General features: G+C 57.8%; 19 protein-coding genes and 4 pseudogenes. 9 read left to right on the top strand and 14 right to left on the bottom strand.

Features of this window, described 5'->3' with window-relative positions; translation table 11 throughout:
• Window positions 1-82 precede the first annotated feature (82 nt).
• From BN1800_RS07195 to BN1800_RS07210, 4 genes and pseudogenes are all read left to right on the top strand, one after another.
• Window positions 83-487, top strand: a pseudogene (locus BN1800_RS07195) (helix-turn-helix domain-containing protein); the annotation flags it as partial.
• A pseudogene (locus BN1800_RS07200) lies at window positions 482-865 on the top strand (Tn3 family transposase); the annotation flags it as partial. The pseudogenes BN1800_RS07195 and BN1800_RS07200, both read left to right, overlap by 6 nt.
• A gap of 18 nt (window positions 866-883) precedes the next feature.
• Entirely contained in the window at window positions 884-1,120 is a 237-nt protein-coding gene (locus BN1800_RS07205) for a hypothetical protein (RefSeq protein ID WP_086996015.1), read from the top strand.
• A 50-nt stretch (window positions 1,121-1,170) separates the two neighbouring features.
• Complete coding sequence (locus BN1800_RS07210) at window positions 1,171-1,488, top strand: hypothetical protein (protein ID WP_027512139.1); 318 nt, start codon at window positions 1,171-1,173, stop codon at window positions 1,486-1,488.
• A gap of 61 nt (window positions 1,489-1,549) precedes the next feature.
• On the opposite strand, the gene BN1800_RS07215 is transcribed toward BN1800_RS07210, so the two are convergent.
• The 7 genes from BN1800_RS07215 to BN1800_RS07245 form a co-directional block, all read right to left on the bottom strand.
• Window positions 1,550-2,086, bottom strand: a complete 537-nt coding sequence (locus BN1800_RS07215; RefSeq protein ID WP_086996017.1) for a DUF995 domain-containing protein — start codon at window positions 2,084-2,086, stop codon at window positions 1,550-1,552.
• 135 nt (window positions 2,087-2,221) lie between these two features.
• The gene (locus tag BN1800_RS07220; RefSeq protein WP_027512137.1) at window positions 2,222-3,169 is read right to left on the bottom strand and encodes a glycoside hydrolase family 26 protein; all 948 of its coding nucleotides are present in this window, start codon (window positions 3,167-3,169) and stop codon (window positions 2,222-2,224) included.
• A gap of 15 nt (window positions 3,170-3,184) precedes the next feature.
• Window positions 3,185-3,730: a DUF995 domain-containing protein gene (locus BN1800_RS07225; protein ID WP_086996020.1), complete on the bottom strand. Its 546-nt coding sequence runs from the start codon at window positions 3,728-3,730 to the stop codon at window positions 3,185-3,187.
• Complete coding sequence (locus BN1800_RS07230) at window positions 3,717-5,147, bottom strand: UDP-glucose dehydrogenase family protein (RefSeq protein WP_086996022.1); 1,431 nt, start codon at window positions 5,145-5,147, stop codon at window positions 3,717-3,719. Before BN1800_RS07230 ends, BN1800_RS07225 begins: the two co-directional genes overlap by 14 nt.
• Window positions 5,148-5,162: 15 nt before the next feature.
• Window positions 5,163-7,010 carry a glycosyltransferase family 2 protein gene (locus BN1800_RS07235; protein WP_086996026.1) on the bottom strand — a complete coding sequence of 616 codons (1,848 nt, stop codon included), beginning with the start codon at window positions 7,008-7,010 and terminating at the stop codon, window positions 5,163-5,165.
• Window positions 7,007-7,993, bottom strand: a complete 987-nt coding sequence (galE, locus tag BN1800_RS07240; RefSeq protein WP_086996262.1) for a UDP-glucose 4-epimerase GalE — start codon at window positions 7,991-7,993, stop codon at window positions 7,007-7,009. The genes BN1800_RS07235 and galE overlap by 4 nt, the downstream gene beginning before the upstream one ends.
• A complete protein-coding gene (locus BN1800_RS07245) occupies window positions 7,993-9,006 on the bottom strand; it encodes a UDP-glucuronic acid decarboxylase family protein (protein ID WP_244564460.1) in 1,014 nt (337 codons plus the stop codon). Before BN1800_RS07245 ends, galE begins: the two co-directional genes overlap by 1 nt.
• 803 nt (window positions 9,007-9,809) lie before the next feature.
• Between BN1800_RS07245 and BN1800_RS07255 the strand changes: the two genes are divergently transcribed.
• Window positions 9,810-10,949 (top strand): helix-turn-helix domain-containing protein, encoded by a 1,140-nt coding sequence (locus BN1800_RS07255; RefSeq protein ID WP_086996032.1) that lies wholly within the window; start codon window positions 9,810-9,812, stop codon window positions 10,947-10,949.
• A gap of 238 nt (window positions 10,950-11,187) precedes the next feature.
• A complete protein-coding gene (locus BN1800_RS41305) occupies window positions 11,188-11,373 on the top strand; it encodes a hypothetical protein (protein ID WP_157814286.1) in 186 nt (61 codons plus the stop codon).
• A gap of 175 nt (window positions 11,374-11,548) precedes the next feature.
• On the opposite strand, the gene BN1800_RS07270 is transcribed toward BN1800_RS41305, so the two are convergent.
• A complete protein-coding gene (locus BN1800_RS07270) occupies window positions 11,549-11,803 on the bottom strand; it encodes a GlsB/YeaQ/YmgE family stress response membrane protein (protein WP_027512129.1) in 255 nt (84 codons plus the stop codon).
• 5 nt (window positions 11,804-11,808) lie between these two features.
• Here BN1800_RS07270 and BN1800_RS07275 point away from each other — a divergent pair.
• Together BN1800_RS07275 and BN1800_RS43600 are read left to right on the top strand one after the other, a co-directional pair.
• Window positions 11,809-12,156: pseudogene (locus BN1800_RS07275) on the top strand (recombinase family protein); the annotation flags it as partial.
• Window positions 12,157-12,216: 60 nt separating this feature from the next.
• A pseudogene (locus BN1800_RS43600) lies at window positions 12,217-12,328 on the top strand (IS30 family transposase); the annotation flags it as partial.
• Window positions 12,329-12,405: 77 nt separating this feature from the next.
• Here the strand turns inward: BN1800_RS43600 and BN1800_RS07280 are convergent.
• From BN1800_RS07280 to BN1800_RS07290, 3 genes are all read right to left on the bottom strand, one after another.
• Complete coding sequence (locus BN1800_RS07280; RefSeq protein WP_086996039.1) at window positions 12,406-12,837, bottom strand: plasmid maintenance toxin (PemK-like); 432 nt, start codon at window positions 12,835-12,837, stop codon at window positions 12,406-12,408.
• Window positions 12,824-13,102 carry a type II toxin-antitoxin system Phd/YefM family antitoxin gene (locus BN1800_RS07285; RefSeq protein ID WP_027512127.1) on the bottom strand — a complete coding sequence of 93 codons (279 nt, stop codon included), beginning with the start codon at window positions 13,100-13,102 and terminating at the stop codon, window positions 12,824-12,826. Before BN1800_RS07285 ends, BN1800_RS07280 begins: the two co-directional genes overlap by 14 nt.
• A gap of 325 nt (window positions 13,103-13,427) precedes the next feature.
• Complete coding sequence (locus tag BN1800_RS07290; RefSeq protein ID WP_086996042.1) at window positions 13,428-14,945, bottom strand: winged helix-turn-helix domain-containing tetratricopeptide repeat protein; 1,518 nt, start codon at window positions 14,943-14,945, stop codon at window positions 13,428-13,430.
• Between the two features lie 219 nt (window positions 14,946-15,164).
• On the opposite strand from BN1800_RS07290, the gene BN1800_RS07295 reads away from it, so the two are divergent.
• A complete protein-coding gene (locus BN1800_RS07295) occupies window positions 15,165-16,277 on the top strand; it encodes an MFS transporter (protein ID WP_244564461.1) in 1,113 nt (370 codons plus the stop codon).
• Window positions 16,278-16,439: 162 nt separating this feature from the next.
• Here BN1800_RS07295 and BN1800_RS07300 read toward each other — a convergent pair whose 3' ends face one another.
• The 3 genes from BN1800_RS07300 to BN1800_RS07310 form a co-directional block, all read right to left on the bottom strand.
• Window positions 16,440-17,285: an SHOCT domain-containing protein gene (locus BN1800_RS07300; protein WP_086996048.1), complete on the bottom strand. Its 846-nt coding sequence runs from the start codon at window positions 17,283-17,285 to the stop codon at window positions 16,440-16,442.
• Window positions 17,286-17,525: 240 nt separating this feature from the next.
• The gene (locus BN1800_RS07305; protein WP_027512123.1) at window positions 17,526-17,864 is read right to left on the bottom strand and encodes a slr1659 superfamily regulator; all 339 of its coding nucleotides are present in this window, start codon (window positions 17,862-17,864) and stop codon (window positions 17,526-17,528) included.
• A gap of 18 nt (window positions 17,865-17,882) precedes the next feature.
• Complete coding sequence (locus BN1800_RS07310) at window positions 17,883-18,437, bottom strand: slr1658 superfamily regulator (protein ID WP_027512122.1); 555 nt, start codon at window positions 18,435-18,437, stop codon at window positions 17,883-17,885.
• Window positions 18,438-18,439 lie beyond the last annotated feature (2 nt).

Here is an 18,439-nt window from a genome sequence, read left to right on the forward strand (position 1 = left end):
TAGCCGCAAAGTTAAAGTGTCCTGTTTCTGCAAAGTTGGAATGTCACACTCTCCCCGGTTTTGATGACCTGGGAGATTGCCGATGGGACTGATTGCGATGAGCGAGCGTGATCTGCAGCGGATCGAGATTTTGTCGAAGGTGATCGCCGGCCGCATGACGCTGGTGTCGGCGGCACATGTGCTTGATCTGAGCACGCGCCAGGTGCGTCGTCTGCTGGACCGGATCAACGCTGACGGTGCGGCGTCGATCCGGCACAAGGCGATCGGCAGGCCGTCGAACAACCGGATCAGCGACGGTGTTCGCGATTATGCGGTGACTCTGGTTCGCGAACGCTATGCGGATTTCGGCCCGACCTTGGCGGCCGAGAAGCTTGCCGAACGCGATGGATTGCGTGTGTCGCGCGAGACGCTGCGGCAATGGATGACGGCGGCCGGCCTCTGGCGATCGCGCCAGCAGCGTCGCAGCTTCCATCAGCCACGAGGCCGGGCGATCAAGACGATTTTCCTGTGCCGGTATTTGCGTCATGAAGCGTTTCGCCGTGAAATCAACGAAGGGCTGAACGCGGTGGAAAACTGGAACCGCGCCAACGGGTTTGTGTTCTTTGGCAAGGGCGGTGAGATTGCAACCAACAACATTGAAGATCAGGAAATATCTGTGCTGGCGCTGCATCTGCTGCAGGCATCGCTCGTCTATGTGAACACGCGGATGCTGCAATCTGTTCTGATCGAGCCGAAATGGTCTGAGCAGCTGACGCCGGACGATTATCGCGGTCTGACGCCACTGATCTATTCACACGTCAATCCGTATGGAAAGTTTGAGCTCGATCTGATCAGCCGGATTGAGTACGAACAAAAGGTCGCTTAGTTTTTTGGAAACAATAGAATGGCTATTAAGCTTCTCAATTCCTGTCTGGATATCTTGCATCCCCAGGGCCTCGCATCGCAGGTTCTTCACTCGTATTTTGCGAGCGTCAAACGGGATTTGCTGGATGATGATACCGTGGTGGCGGCCCTGGTTGTGGCTGCTGGCCAATTAGATGTGCGTTCGATGAGGGGCGAGGGGCGGTCGAGAAGCAACAATTTGCGTAAAATATTCAGGATAGTTCAGCCGGAACCTTAAATCCTGATCACTAGAACGCTCTCCAGAACAACAATATTGGAGGCTACTACATGAAGTTTTCCATCGCGCATCGGAACAGTCTGAAATGGATAACGACAGCGGCAATCGGACTCGCAGTTTCCGCGGTTCTCAGCACAAGCGCACAAGCCGGAGAAAGCCGCAAACCAAAAGAAGGGATACGATCCGTCTACCTCGTCAAATATCGGGTCAATAACGAAATTCGTTATACCAAGAAGTCTGCTGGCAAGGTCGTGAAGGTGTCGGCCTCGCAATATATGAACAGCAATCCTTATGTCTGCACGCCTAGCGGCTTTGGGCAAAAAGCGCGTTGCTATACTCCAAACATTTTTAAGCGGCCAAACGTTTAGAGAGCAATTTCGTAGTGAAGGAGCTGCCGCGCCCGATCCGCTCGGCAGCTCTTCGCCGTGTTTATCGACGAATGTCTTTGAGACGAGACACTTCCTTGCTCACCCGATCGCCTTTAACCAGCTTGAGCCCTTCATCACCCTCCCGAACGGGATTATGCCGGAAGACGTACCATTTGCCACCCAAGCTTGGCTTTTGATAAATGACGCCGTCCTTTTCGCGATGCAGGAAACATGTGACTGCGCCGTCTCTTTCCATCTTGCTGGACCAGTCCATCTTGCTGGACCAGCGAGCCCGCAAGCAGAGCTTTCCGCCATTGATCGCATACCAACGGCCCTCGGCGTAGGACCAAGCCGCCCTCTTGCGTGACCACGCGGTAAACTGTTTCCCGTCGGCCGAAAAGAACCCGCCCCCATCTTTCCATTTCCACGTGCGGTCGACATAGAGCTTTTCCAGTGCCACGGCCTTCATCGGCGACGCGGCGGCGGCAAGCTTCGCTGTCGCGTCGTCCACTTGTGCCTTGGATGCGGCGCTGGCATTGCCAGCCAGCAAGAGTGCGGACAGCGCCGTACTTACGATAATTGAATGGATCGGATACATTTTTTACTCCTGACTAATAAAGCAGTTCCATCGACAATGCGTTAGGGTACTTGCGTTTGGAATCGCATAGAACAAAGGGATGGAGCGGTTCGCGAACTGGTGCAAAAGTCGAACCGCTCAGTTAAAAGCCGGGGATCAGTCCAGGAGCGGATGGTTGGCGACGCGCCAATCAGGGCGGCCAACGTCCCTCGGCCACGGATAAACTTCACCATCGTTGAAGTAGACAACCGCGGTCATGGCAGGGAACTCGGTATGTGGCTTGTTTGCTTCTGCAGCCCAGTCGCGAACGTAATCGTCGTTGCCTTCATAGCCAAGCTCCGCAATAGCGATTGGTTTGCCAAAGCGTGCCACACGATCGTATCCGGGTTTTGTCCGCTCAACAAACGTCGTGTCGTGACCGACCTCCAGTTTGTCATAGGGCTGATAGCCAAAGACGGACAGACCGATAATGTCGACATATTCATCCCCCGGATAGTAGGCTTCCAGGCCCTCCTCTCCTTTCGGCGACCACATATATTGGGCCGACGGAAGTTGCTTGCGGCATACGTCGTTTACATGTCTATAGGCCTTCACATAACCTTCCGGCTTCCAGAAGGCCCAGGTGAACTGCCCGTCATTATCTTCCATTTCCTGCGCCCAGCGGATGGTGACAGGGCTTTTCAGCTTTGCTGCCGCAGAGCAGACCGCCGCCATGTTGGAATCGTACCGTCCCGCTAGAATCCCGCTGAGCAGATCATCCGGGCTGATGCGCCAGTCACGCGCCCATGACCACGGTTCGACGGTGATCAAGAGGGACCGTCCACGCTCGCGCGCATATGCGTCCGCGGCACTGAGGGTTGTCAGATCCACGTTCTCCCAAGGCAGGAACAGGTGTTCTATCTTGGAAGTGGAATCGTTGGTATAATCCCCGTGCGGATCATAGGCACCGGGCGTCACGGCCTCAGCCGTGATGATGGGCCGCTTGTCCTGAAACTTGTTGCGGCTGTCGACACTCGCTCCTGACACACCGCTGGCAGCATATACACCACCGGAAACGAATGCGCCGCAAAGCAAAGCTGCGGTTAGTTTAAAGAGACTTTTCATCGCCCCCTCCCTTTCTTATTGTTTAGGCAACTGGGCCGCGCCAAGCGCGGTTTTAATGCTGTCGCGTTGTTGGGAAACCAGATCGGTGGAAACCAGCTTGTGGGCCTCGTCGTCTTCGCGGGCTTCGGCGTGGCGGAATACATACCACTCACCATCGGGCTCGCGCTTTTGATAGATCGCTCCATTGCCGATACGATGCGAAAAACAGGTCTTGGCCGGAAATGCGCCCTGTCCGGAATGCCATGTCGCATTGAGACACAACCCTCCTGTCGCGGTGATGACCCAGCGACCTTCTGCCCAGGATTTGCCCTTATCACCGTCGGCCCATGCACTGAATTGCCGGCCGGCATCCGTCATATATCCGGCTCCGTTGTCCCACTGCCAGCTCTTGTTCTTATAGATTTCGAAAGGCGTCATGGCGCGAGTTCCTGTCGGCTGTCCAGGCGCCTTCGACGGCGCGGCAATAGCCGGTGCGGCAATACAAGATGCCGCCCAAGCGACTGTCGTTGTCATCCGGAAACCCCGCAGGAACCGAGCCCTTCCAGATTTAGAGATTGTCATTGGAACCTCCCGCTATCTCGAAATGAGCGCCCTCCCTTTTTCGTCCTGGATGGACTTGTTCCGACGTATGAGGCAGCGCGCCGGTGGTACTCCCATCATACCGAGCCGTCGTTGATCGGCCGATGGCCGATACACGAAAGCCGATTTCTTCCGCAACGCCGTGTTCAAAGGCATTTCTGAGGTCGATCAATACCGCCTGGCGCATGGTCTTCTTCAGGCGCGCAAGGTCGAGTTTGCGAATGCTGTCCCATTCCGTGATGATGACAACAGCATCGGCGTTGCGCGCGCATTCGTAGGCATCGTCAAAAAACTCAACATCCGAGAGGATGCGGCTGGCATTCTCCATACCCACGGGGTCATGGGCGCGGATAGTGGCGCCGAAACGCTGCAGGGTTTCGATGAGTGGAACGGAGGGCGCATCGCGCATGTCGTCCGTATCGGGTTTGAAAGTGAGACCCAGAACGGCGATCGTCCGGCCTTCCACATCACCGTCCAGAGCGTCCACGACTTTCAAAGCCATGCGGCGCTTGCGCGCTTCATTGGCGGTCACGGTTTCTTCTACGATGCGCACCGCCACGCCATAGTCCTGGGCTGTGCGCAAAAGCGCCATCGTATCTTTCGGGAAGCACGAGCCGCCGTAACCTGGACCGGCATTGAGGAAACTTGTCCCGATGCGCTTGTCGAGACCCATGCCCAGCGCCAGTTCACTGACATTGCTGCCGACCTGCTCGCAAAGATCGGCCAGTTCATTGATGAAGGTGATCTTGGTCGCCAGAAACGCGTTGGCGGCATATTTGGTCAGTTCAGAAGTCCGGCGCTGGGTGACCACGATGGGTGTCCTGCGCGCTTCGAAAGGCGCACCGTAGAGTTTCATAAGAACCTTGCGCGCGCGCTCATCCTCGACGCCGATCACGACGCGATCGGGCTCCAGAAAATCGCGGATAGCGACGCCTTCCCGCAGGAATTCAGGATTGGACGCAACCGAGAAAGTGCCGGTTTTGCGCACGGATCCAATGATCTTCTGCACGATGTCGCCTGTGCCCACCGGAACGGTGGACTTCACGACCACAACGGCATCATCGTCAATCAGCGGCGCCAGTTCCCGTGCGGCCATGTAAACGAACGACAGATCAGCATCCCCCTGACCGGCACGCGGCGGAGTGCCGACCGCTATGAATACGACCGATGCTCCCTTCAGTCCCTCGGCCAGATTGCATGTAAAGCTCAAGCGGCCCGCCGCTGAATTGCGTTCCACCAGTTCATCCAGACCGGGCTCGTAAATCGGCACGACGCCGCGCTCAAGGCCGTCTATTTTCTGAGCGTTCTTGTCGACGCATACAACCTCATGGCCCCATGAGGCGAAACAAGTCCCGCTGACCAATCCGACATAGCCGGTTCCTATGACTGCGATCTTCATGTGTTTGATTGCCTTTTATTGCTGATTTGAATTGTTGGGAGCGTTGGTGCGCCAGCGCGGATTGAAGATGGTTTTGTGAACATCGCGACCACCGACACCTGCGCCGGCAACTGAAAAGCGGTCCTCGAACAGGGAAAAGCTTTGGGTTCCCCATGCGAGCGCCTCGATGCCGTCACGGCCCCGTCCGGCGGTTGCAAAGCTCGGCAGAGCCACAAGAGCAAGCAAGCTGGCGGCAAGCGCTGGGCGATAGAGCCACGTGCGGTAGCGAACCGTGTTCTCGCGTGCATGCTGGAGAACGATAACGAACAGGAGCAGCGCATAGATCACGGCGTTGACGATGGCGAAGACATAGAAGCCGCGGCTGTTGTCGCTCGCATGCGGGATGAGCAGCACCGGCAGGATCGAGAAAACCGCCAAGAAACCGTAGGGTGCGAGCACACGGAACGGCAGGGGATCCACTTCGGACGCCCCCTTCGGCGTGACGCGGAAATCCACGAATGAACCCGTTGACCAATCGCGCAGCGCAGCCAACGTTCCAGCCATCGCCCATGGCCAGCGCGCGAACACAAACAGGGTCATTTCGACGCTCAGTATTTTCGCATCATACGAGCGGAACGTGCCGGAAGCGCGCCAGCGATAGGCCAGCACGATCAACATGATCGCCTGGGGAACAAAATGGCTCAGGAAATCGGGATAGGTGACGGCAACGAAGCTATCCCCTACCCCCAGCGCAATGATCGGCAAGACGAACATCAGCGCCATGAAAAGAGAAAACAGAGGATACCAGAATTGCGAGAACAGAAACTGGAATTTCAGTCGCGGCGGCAAATTACCAACAAGCCTGGGCGAATACTGCAGCAGGATCATCATCAGACTGCGCGACCATTGAAACTCCTGCGTGATGAGATCGGCAAAGGTGCGCGGTCCGTCGCCATGTGCGATGGCGTCGAGTGCGTGCACGCCGCGCCAGCCATGGGCATTCATCATCAAAGTGGTGGAATGATCTTCCGCCAGTTCCGGTCCCAGGCCGCCAATTTCTTTCAATGCCGCGGTGCGAACCGCATAATGCGACCCGATGCAAAGCGGGGCTAGACCGTTGTTGTAACCGGCCTGCAACGATCCGTGCATACTGGCTTCTGCATAGAGACGCCCGCGAGCGGACCAGCTTTCATGGGCATTGCGATCGCAAATGCTGGGCGCGGAGACATAACCCACAGCCGGATCAGCGAAGGGACGCAGCATCTGAAACAGATAGTTCAAATCCGGCACATGGTCCGCATCGAGCTGCACCACAAAATCGTAAGCGTCGTAGCCGTAATGGTCGTAGAAAAAGGCGAGATTACCTTCTTTGCAGCGCGTGCGACGCGGCCACGTCTTGCGGTGATAGTCCGCGCGTCCCTTGCGCGTGGAAACGAAGACACTATGTTTCTCGCACCAGGCGAGCGTTGCCGGAGAAGGGTCTTCATCGGCAAGCCATGTGTCGTGCGGCACATCCTGGGCCAGCATGGCGCGCAACGTCTCGGCCACCACCTCGAAAGGTTCTGATGGCGCCTTTGTTACCACCATAGCGATGCGGCTTCCTGCCGGAAGACTCAACGGGCCGCTTGGACGACGCGCACGGAAAAACAGGACGATGAAATATGCAGGCAGCAACGTCACCCAGGCCAGGATGGCCGTAACCAGAACGGAGCCCGCAAGGCTCACATGGTTGGCCGGTTCAAGCCACCAGCGCCAAAAGTAGAAGAGCGCCGCGGCCCACAACGCTGCACCGAGCAGATATTCTACGCGCCGCCAGCCGGTAAAAACCGGAACCATCAAAGGTTCATCTGGGGTAGCCTCCCATATTGCCCGGCGTGTTTTCATGTCCGCACCTCCAGCCCAAAGAAGGGAGCAGCCGTGCAAATGATCGTATCGAGATCGGAATAAAGCGCCTGAAAGCCAAGTTTTTCCGCTGCAAGCGCCGGATCGGCATAAAGCACCGGGGGATCGCCGGCCCGGCGAGCGCGCATTTCGACTGGCACGTTATGGCCTGTCAGGCGCCTGATCGCATCCAGAATCTCCTTGATAGACGTGCCGTGTCCTGTGCCTAGATTGACGGCCAGATTGTTGCCGCCATTGACGAGATGTTCGACTGCCAGCACATGCGCGCGTGCCAGATCGGCGACATGGATGTAATCACGGATGCAGGTGCCGTCCGGCGTATCGTAATCGTTGCCATAAATTTCCAGAAAGTCGATGCTGCCCGCGGCAGCCATCAGCGCCCGCGGAATGAGATGCGTTTCGGGATCATGGGTTTCGCCGATTTCTCCGTCGATATCCGCTCCGGATGCATTGAAATAACGCAGCGCCACATAGCGCAGCTCATAAGCAACCGAATAATCGGCAAGCATCTGCTCCGCGATCAGCTTGGTACGACCGTATGGGTTTATCGGGCGCTGCGCTTCGCCTTCGCGGATCGGCAGTTGATCCGGAACGCCATAGGTTGCGCAGCTCGACGAAAAGATGACATTGCGCGCGCCGGCGAGACGGCAAGCTTCCAGCAGCGACTGCGTTCCGCCAACATTGTTGCGGTAATACTTAGCCGGGTGCTCCACAGATTCTCCGACATAGGCCGAGGCGGCGAAATGGATCACCGCGATCGGATCGTGATCCTCGACCACCTCGATGAGCCGCTGCGTGTCGAGAATGTCGCCTTCAACGAAAGTTCCCCAACGCACGGATGCGAGATGCCCCGTCGAGAGATTGTCATAGACGACAGGCTCGTAACCCTGCTTGGACAAGAGCTTGGCGGTATGACTTCCAATAAAGCCCGCGCCGCCGACAACGAGTACGTTCTGCCCACTCATCATGCCACCTCTGCGAGTCCCCCATTGGGCCTCACCAGCTGGCGTTCGAAATAGGCTATCGTCGACTTCAGGCCGTCCGTCAGCGCAATGCTCGGTGCCCAACCAAGCTCCTGCTCTGCCAGAGCAATATCGGGCCGGCGTTGGCGCGGATCATCTGCAGGCAGAGGGTGATAGACGATTTTCGATGGCGAGCCTGTCATGGCAACGATCTGCTCGGCCAGTTCACGCACGGTGAATTCACCGGGATTGCCGATGTTGACCGGTGTGTGAATGGCCCGAGGGCTGTACATGAGCCGGTGAAAGCCTTCGATCAGGTCATCCACATAACAGAAGGAGCGGGTCTGCGATCCGTCGCCGTAAACGGTGATATCTTCGCCCTTGAGCGCCTGCACGATGAAGTTGGAGACGACCCGGCCGTCGTCTGGACGCATGCGCGGACCATAGGTATTAAAAATGCGCACGATACGAATGTCGACGCCGTATTGCTTATGGAAGTCATAGAAAAGTGTTTCGGCGGAACGCTTGCCTTCGTCATAGCAGGAGCGCGGACCGAAAGAATTGACATTGCCCCAGTAGTTCTCGGGCTGAGGATGCACGTGAGGATCGCCATAGACCTCCGAGGTGGAAGCCTGGAAAATCCGCGCCTGATAATGTGCGGCCAGCTCGAGAAGATTGAGTGAACCGATCACGTTGGTCTTCATCGTATGGATCGGGTCGGCCTGATAGTGCGGCGGCGACGCCGGGCAGGCGAGATTGTAGATCTCGTCCACTGGCAGATCGATCGGATCAACGATGTCGTGACGTACATAGCTGAACGTGTCAAAGCGCAAGAGGTGGCGCATATTTTCCATTCGTCCCGTGGAAAAATTGTCCACACAGACTACGGTCCGACCTTCACGCAAAAGAAGCTCACAAAGATGAGATCCTAGAAACCCCGCGCCGCCTGCAACAAGAACCCGCGGTTTTGAGGCGCGATCAGAACGAAAGTTAGACGAATTGAAGACGATTCCCACAACACGCTCCCAAGAACAAGAATAATATATGCATCAATGCTCCAGAAAGAACGATGACATGTGAAAACTACTGAAACTAACAGAGCTTTTTCGATTTTCGTCCTGAAACAGATTTGGTAGTTTCTAATACCGACCCGGTTCCTGCGTTGCGATATCCGGTCGTCCGGAAACTATTCAATTCGTCCATTTCTTACAGATATCGGCAGCCATTCGTTTGGAGGCGTCGGGCACAACAGGAGGATCGCACGCCTGGACGCAGATCGAGACCCAGGGCGGCCCTCAAATTTTACCGCCCTACAACACTCGAAGCTCTTGTAAGAAAGCTCTGAAGCCCCCAGCAAGCAGCTTTTCGGGGCGTGCGCCGGCACTCAAGCAATCCCGTCGCTGAAGTCAAAACCAATGCAACTGTAGGCCTTTACCACTGGACCGGAATGCCCGTTCATGGGTGGGTGGTTCAGAATAGGGCGGATAATGAGAGAGCACGCCTTGATTTGGTGCGACAGAGGCACAGTTCGACATGATGGCGAAATTTTCGGCGCCTAACGCCTCAATCGGGGCCTGAAGCAAAAGAGCAGTTCAAAGCAAAACGGCGGTGGGCATGCTTCAATTGGATTTCCTGAATCTTTACATCGTAATATTTCTGAATTCCTTGCCTATCTGCGTGATATGGGCGGAGGTTGTCGGGACTCATTGGGATTTCATACCTTCGCAGATTTCGCAGGCGGGCAAGGACGGCTCTGCGATGCTGACTACCACGGCTATAGGGCGCGACGTTTCCGCATTTCGGGTCTTGGCTGGGGGCAATGATGTCGGATAATGACGATGACCGCCATTCAGAGCCGGATTTCGTAGAACGACGTCGCTGGCCGCGCGTGTCGCAAGATCCCCCCGGGGAGCATGATGTGAAAAAAACCGTCTTGGTTCCGCTGGTTTTTGAGACGGAGAGCCTTCCACCATACCAGCAGTTTCCGGCCTGGCAGGAGCACATGGCGGTATTGTCGGATACGCGTCTGCCAGACAATGTTCATCCCGACGATGGATTTGTCGCCCGGCAAGCTGTGTGGAATCTGGGCGGTATGCTGTTGCTGCAACAAACCATTCCGGCTTTCAGTTATGAACGCTCGCCAGACACGGTGCGTTTCAGTCCGATAGACCATTGGCAGATCACCTTTCTCCGTGCCGGTCGCACTTGGACCGGCAATGCTGGACGTGTTGTGCAAAATGAACCAGGCATGATTGAAGTTCGCTCACTCGGTCATCCGTTTAGCGGGCGAGCATTAGCAACGGATTCGGTGAGTTTGATCGTTCCGGTCGACCTGTTTGCTGATCGAGGTGGCCTGACCACGGCAAGCAATAACGTCGTTTTGGGTGGACACAGAGCCAAATTGCTAATCGATCATCTGTCGAGCGTTGAAACCAATCTCGATCGCTTCACGCATGACGACCTTCAGGGCGTTAAGGACCGCTTGCGGGAAATGGTTTTCGACACGATCACACCTTTGGTGGACCGTGATGGCGGCAACGATCAGATTTCGCAAATAGGATTGATGACGCGGGCGAGACGCTTCATTCTGAGCAATCTTGCCTCGCCCCACCTGACACCGGATGCTCTCGGCCGGGAACTGGCGATCTCGAGGACGCGGCTCTATGAACTTTTCGAAACGTCCGGTGGCGTTGCGAACTATATTCGCCGACGGCGCCTGTCCGCAGCTCATGCAATGTTGGCGGATCCTTCAGACACCCGAAAGATCGCCGAAGTTGGTTTAGCAATCGGTTTCGATTCAGCAGCGAACTTTAGTCGCGCTTTCACGCAGCAGTTCGGGTACAGCCCGAGCAACATACACAAGCGGACGTCCGGGGACCACACGCGCCCGGATTGGCAAACGGATAAAAAGCCAAAGGTCACATTCGAAAGCTTGCTGCGAACTCTCGGACTCTTTTGAGGCGCGCATTCCAGAGGCCTCAACACACCTTCTGCTTGAGCACCCGCAGGACGTGTCTCGCGTATCGTTGAACCATCCTGCCACAAATCCTGCCGGTTGTGCCGGCAGAGTTGCCGATGCCGTAAACTGGCAACGAAAGCCGACGTTTTTATTGCGTCAGATGGACCTCGGTTGTCGGCTGGACGGCTAACTGTTTTCCTCGACTCCCGGGGCGCTATCAGCTTTGATGTCTGGATCGATGCGCGCAAGAGCGGGCACCATCACCGGCACTCCAAGGCGCCATGAAAGCGAGCGCGATCCCACTCACCCCGGACATGACAACGCCGATGACGATCGCCGCAGGTTGGCGATCTACCGGCCCGACCTCTTTTTGCGGGCGGCGAAGGCCTTCTCCCTGAAGCGGCTTTCGAGCTTCTTGCATTGACGGCTAATGCCCTCGGACTTCTGGCGCGCCTTGTTCACCGGCGGCTTCTCATAGGCTTGCCGCAATCGCATCGAGGACGTCCGTCGTTGGGAAGCGCCGCGTCAGCGCTTCCCTTGATGCTGCCTCAACCAGGCAACAATGTGCACTGAAGTCTGCTCTGGCAGGTTCAAGAGCATTAAGCTCGTTTCAGCAGCCTAATCGCCAGCAAGAGAACAATCGCGCCGATCATCGGGTGAATAATGGCGCCGATGTAACCGGCGCCAATGTTGACACCGACGCGAGGCAGTAGCCATCCGGCGATGAAAGCTCCGATGACACCGACAACAATGTTCCCCAGCAATCCGAAGCCGAAGCCCTTGACGATCAACCCGGCCAACCAACCGGCAACAGCGCCTATCAGCAGAAATATGATTAAGCTCTCAAGTCCCATTTGCGCTCCGGATCGTGGCGCTGGATTTACCGACATCGCATATGATGATGACCGGGAACAATGATGAATTCACCGCCCGTATGTTTAATGCGATTAACAGTATGATGCTCGATATGCTGGCGGCAATTGCGCGCAAAGATTATGACGACCGACGTAAACGGCAGGCACAAGGTATCGCCAAGGCGAAAGAGCGAGGCCTCTATCGGGGACGCCCGGAAGATAAGAGCCGAAACCAGGCAATTGAGCAAATGCTGACGAATGGACAAAGCTGGAACAGTATCGTCAATGCGACTGGATGTTCACGATCTACATTGAGCCGCCTTGCGAAGCGCTTGGTCACTGATGAAACGTAACGTTTACCGTTTGTTCTTTGAGTTGGCCAAATATGCAGCTTCGAGCCGACAGGGCCCACCCAGCAACAGCTCGTCGACCTCGACCATCACCTGAATGCGCAGCCACGCAAAATGCCTCGGCTACAAAACACCGGCCGAAGTGTTCATCGCCCATTTGCGGGAATGTGGCTGATCCCCTACCCTGTAATCCGGCCTGTCGCACTTGGCGTCGATTCTCCAAAAAAAAAGACAGACGACTGTTGCCGTCGTTCACTCGCTACGTTGCGCCGGGGTATGGCGCTGAGCCCGCGCCAATTCGACGAAGCGGCGCTTAACCTCGTCAAACAGTGCCGGTGGTAATGGCCCATAATAGCCTGTCTCGCTATCGACCGCTCGAATGTCCGGACCGGGCCAGACAAAGCGGTTGCTCTCGGTCAAAATGATCCACGACCGCTCGTCGTCGAGACCAAGACGCCTCTTGGTGGCCGGTGGCAACTCGATGGCCTCAGCGGCGTCGGAGGGCGGCGTGTGCGTGATCGGCAGTACGCGAACCACCCGCGTTCCGTCCTCGAGCATCGACACCAGCGCCAACACCAAGCAAGGGCGGTCCTTGTCGCCCTCTTCGCGGCCTTGAAGGTATTGCCAGTGCCAGAGATAGGAATAACGAAAGACCCAGCCGATCTTGGGATCAATCGGCAGCATTCTTACCCGTCAGCAGCTCGGCATTGAGATCATCGAGGTCGCCATCCATCTCGGCTGCCTCAACCGCTGCAAGATCGTCTTCGGTCAGAGCCGCGGAGGCCTCGACGCGACGATCACGGCGCGCCAGACGGAGATAGTCTTCATAGGCTAGCAGCACCGTGCGCGGCCGGCCGTTCTTAGTGATGATTACCGGTTCACGCACGGCCGCGTCCTGAAAAGCACCGAAATTCTTGGATACCGCTGCGGCCGTAACTGTCGATGTCATCTTGAAAACTCCTTTTTCCGGAATATACGGGATTTCCGTAATTTTTCAAGGATACGAATTGCCGAAATAGCAAGGTGCCCTTCAGTGGGGCATAGAAGATATATCTGCTATCAACGGCGCTTCACAAACGATCCGTAGTGAAAGGAAGCGTGACGTAGGTGCCCATGGACAAACCTGGACCGCCAGCCACGGACCCATCGCTGCAACATTTGCTGAAGTTCGTTCGCCCTTGCCGAATTGACGCCATTCACCAAAGCAGCCGCTTTCTCTCCCCGGCCGCATGTCCGCTTCCAAGGGGAAAGCGGTGCCTTCCATCACGCCGGTGTCACTCCGGAAGACCGGCCTTGCGATAGCCATCAACGAAATGCTCAAGCATCGCACCGTCGCGGAACGGCTCCGTCGCGGCCCAGTGGCGGATTGTGAAATGCGGATTGCCGACGAGGAACAGTTCGGCCTCTGCGCGCGCCTCATCGAGCCGGCCGAGTTGCGCAAGGCTTGCTGCCAGGAATCGGCGTGAGCTCGTACGATAAGTCTCGTCCCTGCGCAGTGTCTCGACCGCGGCCTCGTAGTCGCGGGCCGCATATTGCGCCTGGCCGAGCGTCAGATAATACCAGCTTGCCGGAAACGGATTCAGCCGGAACGCCTTGCGAATGTGCTCAAGGCCCTCATTGACGCGCCCGGCCAGGATCGCGATGTCGGATAATGCCGCCCAGGCGTCGGCCTCGTTCGGGTCGAGCGCGATCGAGGTGGTGAATTCCGTATCCGCCTCGGTGAAGCGACGCTCATAGGCAAGCAGATACGCCAGGACCCAGCGGCAGCCGGCGTCGTTGGGATCGAGCGCTACGGCCGTGCGCGCCAGTTCCAAGGCAGCGCTACGGGTCGATTCGGTTGGTCCGCCGGAGTGTATCCATCCCATCCAGTGGTTCATGGCGAGCCAGCGATATGCCTCGGCGTAATCAGGATCGAGCGAAACCGCGCGCGTGAGCATCAGATGCGCTTCCCGCGCCGACTGCGGCGAGTCATCCATCAGCTTGCGCGCCCGCACGCAGAGATCGTAAGCCTCGAGATTTTTGGGCCGGTTGCGCGGCGGCGGTGCACGCAGCCGGCCGAGCAGCGCCTCCACGATCTTGGCCGTCACTTCGTCCTGAACGGCAAAGATATCGTCGAGGCTGCGATCGAAGCGTTCCGCCCATAGATGATCGCCACTCACCGTGTCGACCAACTGCGCGTTGATGCGTACGCGCCCAGCGGCGCGTCGGGCGCTTCCCTCCAGCAGGTAGCGCACGCCAAGGTCCTCGGCGATCCCGCGCACGTCCATCGCCTTACCTTTGTAGGCAAAGGCCGAGTTACGTGCGATGACGAACAGGCCGGATATCCTGGACAAGTCGGTGATCAGGTCTTCGGTCAACCCATCCGCGAAGGATTCCTGCTCGGGATCGTTGCTGATATTCACGAAGGGCAGCACGGCTACCGATGGTTTGCTGGGCAGCGGCAAAGGTTTTCGCTTCGCGCCACCGAGCTGTTCGACGGTGCCTAAGAAGCGGTAGCCGACGCGCGGAACCGTGGCGATCCATTCACCGCCCCCCTTTCCGGCATCGGCCGGACCAAGCAGCTTCCGGAGTTGCGCGATCTGGACAGTGAGGTTGCCTTCCTCGACCGCCCTGCCCGGCCACGCCGCATCCATCAACTCGGCCTTGCCCAGGATTTCGCCGGGTCGTCCGACGAGCGCTGCAAGCAGCCTCAGCCCGCGGTAGCCAATGGCGACGGGGATATCGTTCCGAAGGAGCGTTCCCGCACCGGAATCAAGCACGAACGGACCAAAGGCAAAGCGCGATCCCTGCATACGGCGCATCCATAGCCGGTTTGGAAATTTTTGAGAACTATTTGGGAGAGCTTAATTACGACGCTGTTCGGATCCTGCAGAATTCATCCTCTTTCAGGTCGGGGCCCGGCCCCCTTTACCCCCGTATGGAGGTTTGCCATGCACGATACCCCCACCCTTGCATCGGCCCGGTCTGCGACGGCGCAACCGGGAACGCCTGTGGGGATTCCATGGGCCGCGATGGCGGGCATCATCGCGACCGTCACGGTGTTCGCCGTGGCACAGGGGCTCACCTATCCGCTGCTCAGCTTTATCCTGGAGCGGCAGGGGACGACGTCCGGCCTGATCGGCTTGTCGTCGGCGATGACGGCGCTGGGTTTTATTGTATCCGCGTCCTTCATTCCGGCGCTGGCGCGGCGCGTAGGCGGGGCGCGGCTAGCGATCTTGTGTTCGGTCCTGGCCGCGCTCACCCTGATCGCGATTGCCTGGACGCAGGACGTCTGGACCTGGATGCCGCTGCGCTTCCTGCTCGGCTTCTTCGCCAATCCGCTTTACGTGATCAGCGAAACCTGGCTGATCTCGATCACGCCCGCGCCACGCCGGGGCCGCATCATGGGCCTCTATTCATCGATCGTTTCCGGTGGCTTCGCTATCGGCCCGCTGTCGCTCGGCCTGGTCGGCACACAGGGTTGGCCGCCCTTCACGGTCGGCATCGTGGCCTTCCTTGTCTGCGGCCTGATCGTGCTTGCGGTCGTGCCGCGCCTGCCGAAGACGCCGCATGAAGGCACGGCAACATCGGTCGGCGGCTTCCTTACACTGGCGCCGCTTCTATCGTTCGCGGTTTTCACTGCTGCCGCCTTCGAGCAGATCCTGCTTTCCTTGTTCGCGGTCTATGGCGCCGCGCTCGGCAGCGCCGAGGAGCGGATCGCTTCGCTCATCACGTGTTTCATAGCAGGCAATGCCGTACTGCAGATTTTGCTTGGGCGCGTGGCCGAACGGTTTGGCTCGACGCAGTCCATGTTATTCTGTGCCCTTGCTTCGCTGGCCGGCTGCCTGCTGCTGCCGCCGCTCTTCACCTCGTGGCTCATCTGGCCGCTCGTTTTCGTCTTAGGCGGGGTCTCGTTCGGGATCTACACCATGTCGCTGATTCAACTCGGCGAGCGTTTCACCGGTCAAGTCTTGATCGCTGGCAACGCGGCCTTCGCGTTCGCATGGGGCGTCGGCGGCATCGTGGGCTCGCCCGCGACAGGATTGGCGATGCAACTGATCGGACATCAAGGGCTGCCCTCGTCCCTGGGCCTGCTGTGCTGTGTACTCGCGGCGCTTCTGATGGCGCGGAGACGGCGGGTCTGATCGAGCCACTTGCCTCGTGGCGCGTCGATGGGATGCCGGGCTTCCACCACTAGCGAGGGATGATCGGGAACGCCGTTGCTGGCGGCACTCCAACGCGCCCGCTGCTCCAGCCCGGTGCGATCGAAAGCCTTCAACAATTACCTGGGCCGCCATTGATCGATGCTATAGTCGGCTGAGCAACTCCGACTTCTTGGTCTCGAATTCCTGATCCGTGAGAATGCCTTTCGCATGAAGTGCTGCGAGGCGTTCGATCTTGTCGAAGACGTCCTCATCGGGCCGAAGCGCCTCCGGTGCTGGACGCGCCGCTTGTTGTGGCTCGGCGGCTCCCGGCGCAGGCGATTCGAATATCGCCGGCGCAGCCGAGGGAGCGGATGTTCCGCTAGCCGGCATGTCCGCCGGTTCCGTGCCGTCCTGGCGGACCACATCCAGTTCCGAAATTCTCACCGGCCCATGCTGAGAGGTAAAGCTCAGCGACTGGTCGCCACTTTGCTGTTGCGAAAAACCGCCAATGCGATGGTCCTTCGTGTCATAGACCGTAACCTGGCCGCCGACATCGATCGCCAGCCGCCGGATTGTCGGGAAAAAGGCGTAGCGCAGGTCATTCTGCGCCCCGGTCGAGGCAGGATGCCCGAATTCCTCGGGCCACCAGTTCCCGGCCGACAGCGCCCCGGGCACGAACAGGCTGACGCCGCCGCCCTGACCTTGATATTGGGACTGGTGCGACGTCTGTGAGCCTCGCAAATCCATGCCGCGCACCAAGGCTGCAAGCTCGGAACATATCCCGGCCACGTTTGCCTTCAGCGCATTGTTGAACATGTCGCCGACCATGATCATGCCGCCCTGCGACCATTGCCCCATCCCACCCAGATCGGGATGGTTGAACTGGGCCTGGGTCGCCTGCCCGGCGATAATCGCCATCAAAAGGTGCTCGACCGCGCCAGGGCTGACCCCGTACCGCGCTGCAATCCCTTCCAGGGTCCGTCGGCCCTCTTCACTGAGTTGTCTCATCGTGATCGCCCTTGCCTGATGAAGATTGCGGCCACGCCGTGCCGTGCCGGCGCATCCCCGTTGCAAGTGATCTAGCACGCGCCGCTCCGGGTTGACAGGGGCCCCGCACCGGCCCGCGTGCTGAGCGTGAGAACCTTGGATAATGCGACGTGAGGCTGCCCTCGTCTCTTGGCCGCCTGTGCTGTGTACTGGCGGTGCTTCCATGCGGCGCCAATCAGTATTCATGCGCACGTGTGATCGTTAGGTCAGCCGTAGATCCACACCTGGATGCAACTTCTTGAGGTTGGGCAACGATTTCATCTGCCACGGAACCTGGGACGAACCGCGTATGATCAAATGAATGTCCGGCTGTTTGCGCGCTTCGATCGTCAATTTGGCGAGCAGGTTTATGCCGGAGGAGTTCAAGAATTGAAGGCCGGTTACGTCGAAAATGGTCTTACCGTCCCCATCTTTGAGCGCATTCATGGCCAAAGCATGAATGGGCGCGTACGCATCGGGACCTGCCAGTCGCATAGTTCCGTCAAAGTAAACAGTACCGCCCTCGGACCAGACGCGGAACGCTTCTTCTCTAATTTCCATAGCTCATTTCTCGCGGTTTCATGACGGTGAAATTGGCATTACGGCATATGTTTCGAGTTTTGCCCGGTTGCGGGGACTGTCCTCCTCGAAGAGCCAAGCCAGATCTGTCTGGTAGTCGCTCATCAAAGTCAGCAATCCCAATCCGGAACCGCTACCGATCGTTGCGGCGCTTGCCTCGATCTGCTGGATGAGAAGATCGCTCGGATCGCCTTGCGTTATGTTCGACAGCACCTGCTGGAACTTGGCTGCCGTTTCGCTGTCGATAAAATTTGATACCCTCATTTTAAAGTTGTCGCCTTCCGCTACGGCCTCGATCGCGATTTCGCCAGAAGCGCGAAACTTGATGGCGTTCTCGATCAGCTCGTTCGTCAGATAGCCGATGTCATGTCGAACCTGATTGTAACGGCGCTTCGAAGGACGAAATCTGAGCGCAATCATCTCGGCGATGAAATCCGATGTCATGCTGGAGTGCTTCCAGGCAAGATCAAGCGGGCCGTCGAGTAGCCGCAATTGAACGGCACGTGTTGTGTCAAAGGAAGCGAGATGCTCTTGTCCATAAAGAACCTTTGTCATGC

The organism is Rhizobium sullae (genome assembly GCF_900169785.1).
Taxonomy (GTDB): Bacteria; Pseudomonadota; Alphaproteobacteria; order Rhizobiales; family Rhizobiaceae; genus Rhizobium; species Rhizobium sullae.

Coding starts and splice junctions, on each gene's coding strand:
- BN1800_RS07205 (WP_086996015.1), top strand. CDS start 884: ATGGCTATTAAGCTTCTCAATTCCTGTCTGGATATCTTGCATCCCCAG.
- BN1800_RS07210 (WP_027512139.1), top strand. CDS start 1,171: ATGAAGTTTTCCATCGCGCATCGGAACAGTCTGAAATGGATAACGACA.
- BN1800_RS07215 (WP_086996017.1), bottom strand. CDS start 2,086: ATGTATCCGATCCATTCAATTATCGTAAGTACGGCGCTGTCCGCACTC.
- BN1800_RS07220 (WP_027512137.1), bottom strand. CDS start 3,169: ATGAAAAGTCTCTTTAAACTAACCGCAGCTTTGCTTTGCGGCGCATTC.
- BN1800_RS07225 (WP_086996020.1), bottom strand. CDS start 3,730: ATGACAATCTCTAAATCTGGAAGGGCTCGGTTCCTGCGGGGTTTCCGG.
- BN1800_RS07230 (WP_086996022.1), bottom strand. CDS start 5,147: ATGAAGATCGCAGTCATAGGAACCGGCTATGTCGGATTGGTCAGCGGG.
- BN1800_RS07235 (WP_086996026.1), bottom strand. CDS start 7,010: ATGAAAACACGCCGGGCAATATGGGAGGCTACCCCAGATGAACCTTTG.
- galE (WP_086996262.1), bottom strand. CDS start 7,993: ATGAGTGGGCAGAACGTACTCGTTGTCGGCGGCGCGGGCTTTATTGGA.
- BN1800_RS07255 (WP_086996032.1), top strand. CDS start 9,810: ATGATGTCGGATAATGACGATGACCGCCATTCAGAGCCGGATTTCGTA.
- BN1800_RS41305 (WP_157814286.1), top strand. CDS start 11,188: ATGCGCGCAAGAGCGGGCACCATCACCGGCACTCCAAGGCGCCATGAA.
- BN1800_RS07270 (WP_027512129.1), bottom strand. CDS start 11,803: ATGGGACTTGAGAGCTTAATCATATTTCTGCTGATAGGCGCTGTTGCC.
- BN1800_RS07280 (WP_086996039.1), bottom strand. CDS start 12,837: ATGCTGCCGATTGATCCCAAGATCGGCTGGGTCTTTCGTTATTCCTAT.
- BN1800_RS07285 (WP_027512127.1), bottom strand. CDS start 13,102: ATGACATCGACAGTTACGGCCGCAGCGGTATCCAAGAATTTCGGTGCT.
- BN1800_RS07290 (WP_086996042.1), bottom strand. CDS start 14,945: ATGCAGGGATCGCGCTTTGCCTTTGGTCCGTTCGTGCTTGATTCCGGT.
- BN1800_RS07295 (WP_244564461.1), top strand. CDS start 15,165: ATGGCGGGCATCATCGCGACCGTCACGGTGTTCGCCGTGGCACAGGGG.
- BN1800_RS07300 (WP_086996048.1), bottom strand. CDS start 17,285: ATGAGACAACTCAGTGAAGAGGGCCGACGGACCCTGGAAGGGATTGCA.
- BN1800_RS07305 (WP_027512123.1), bottom strand. CDS start 17,864: ATGGAAATTAGAGAAGAAGCGTTCCGCGTCTGGTCCGAGGGCGGTACT.
- BN1800_RS07310 (WP_027512122.1), bottom strand. CDS start 18,437: ATGACAAAGGTTCTTTATGGACAAGAGCATCTCGCTTCCTTTGACACA.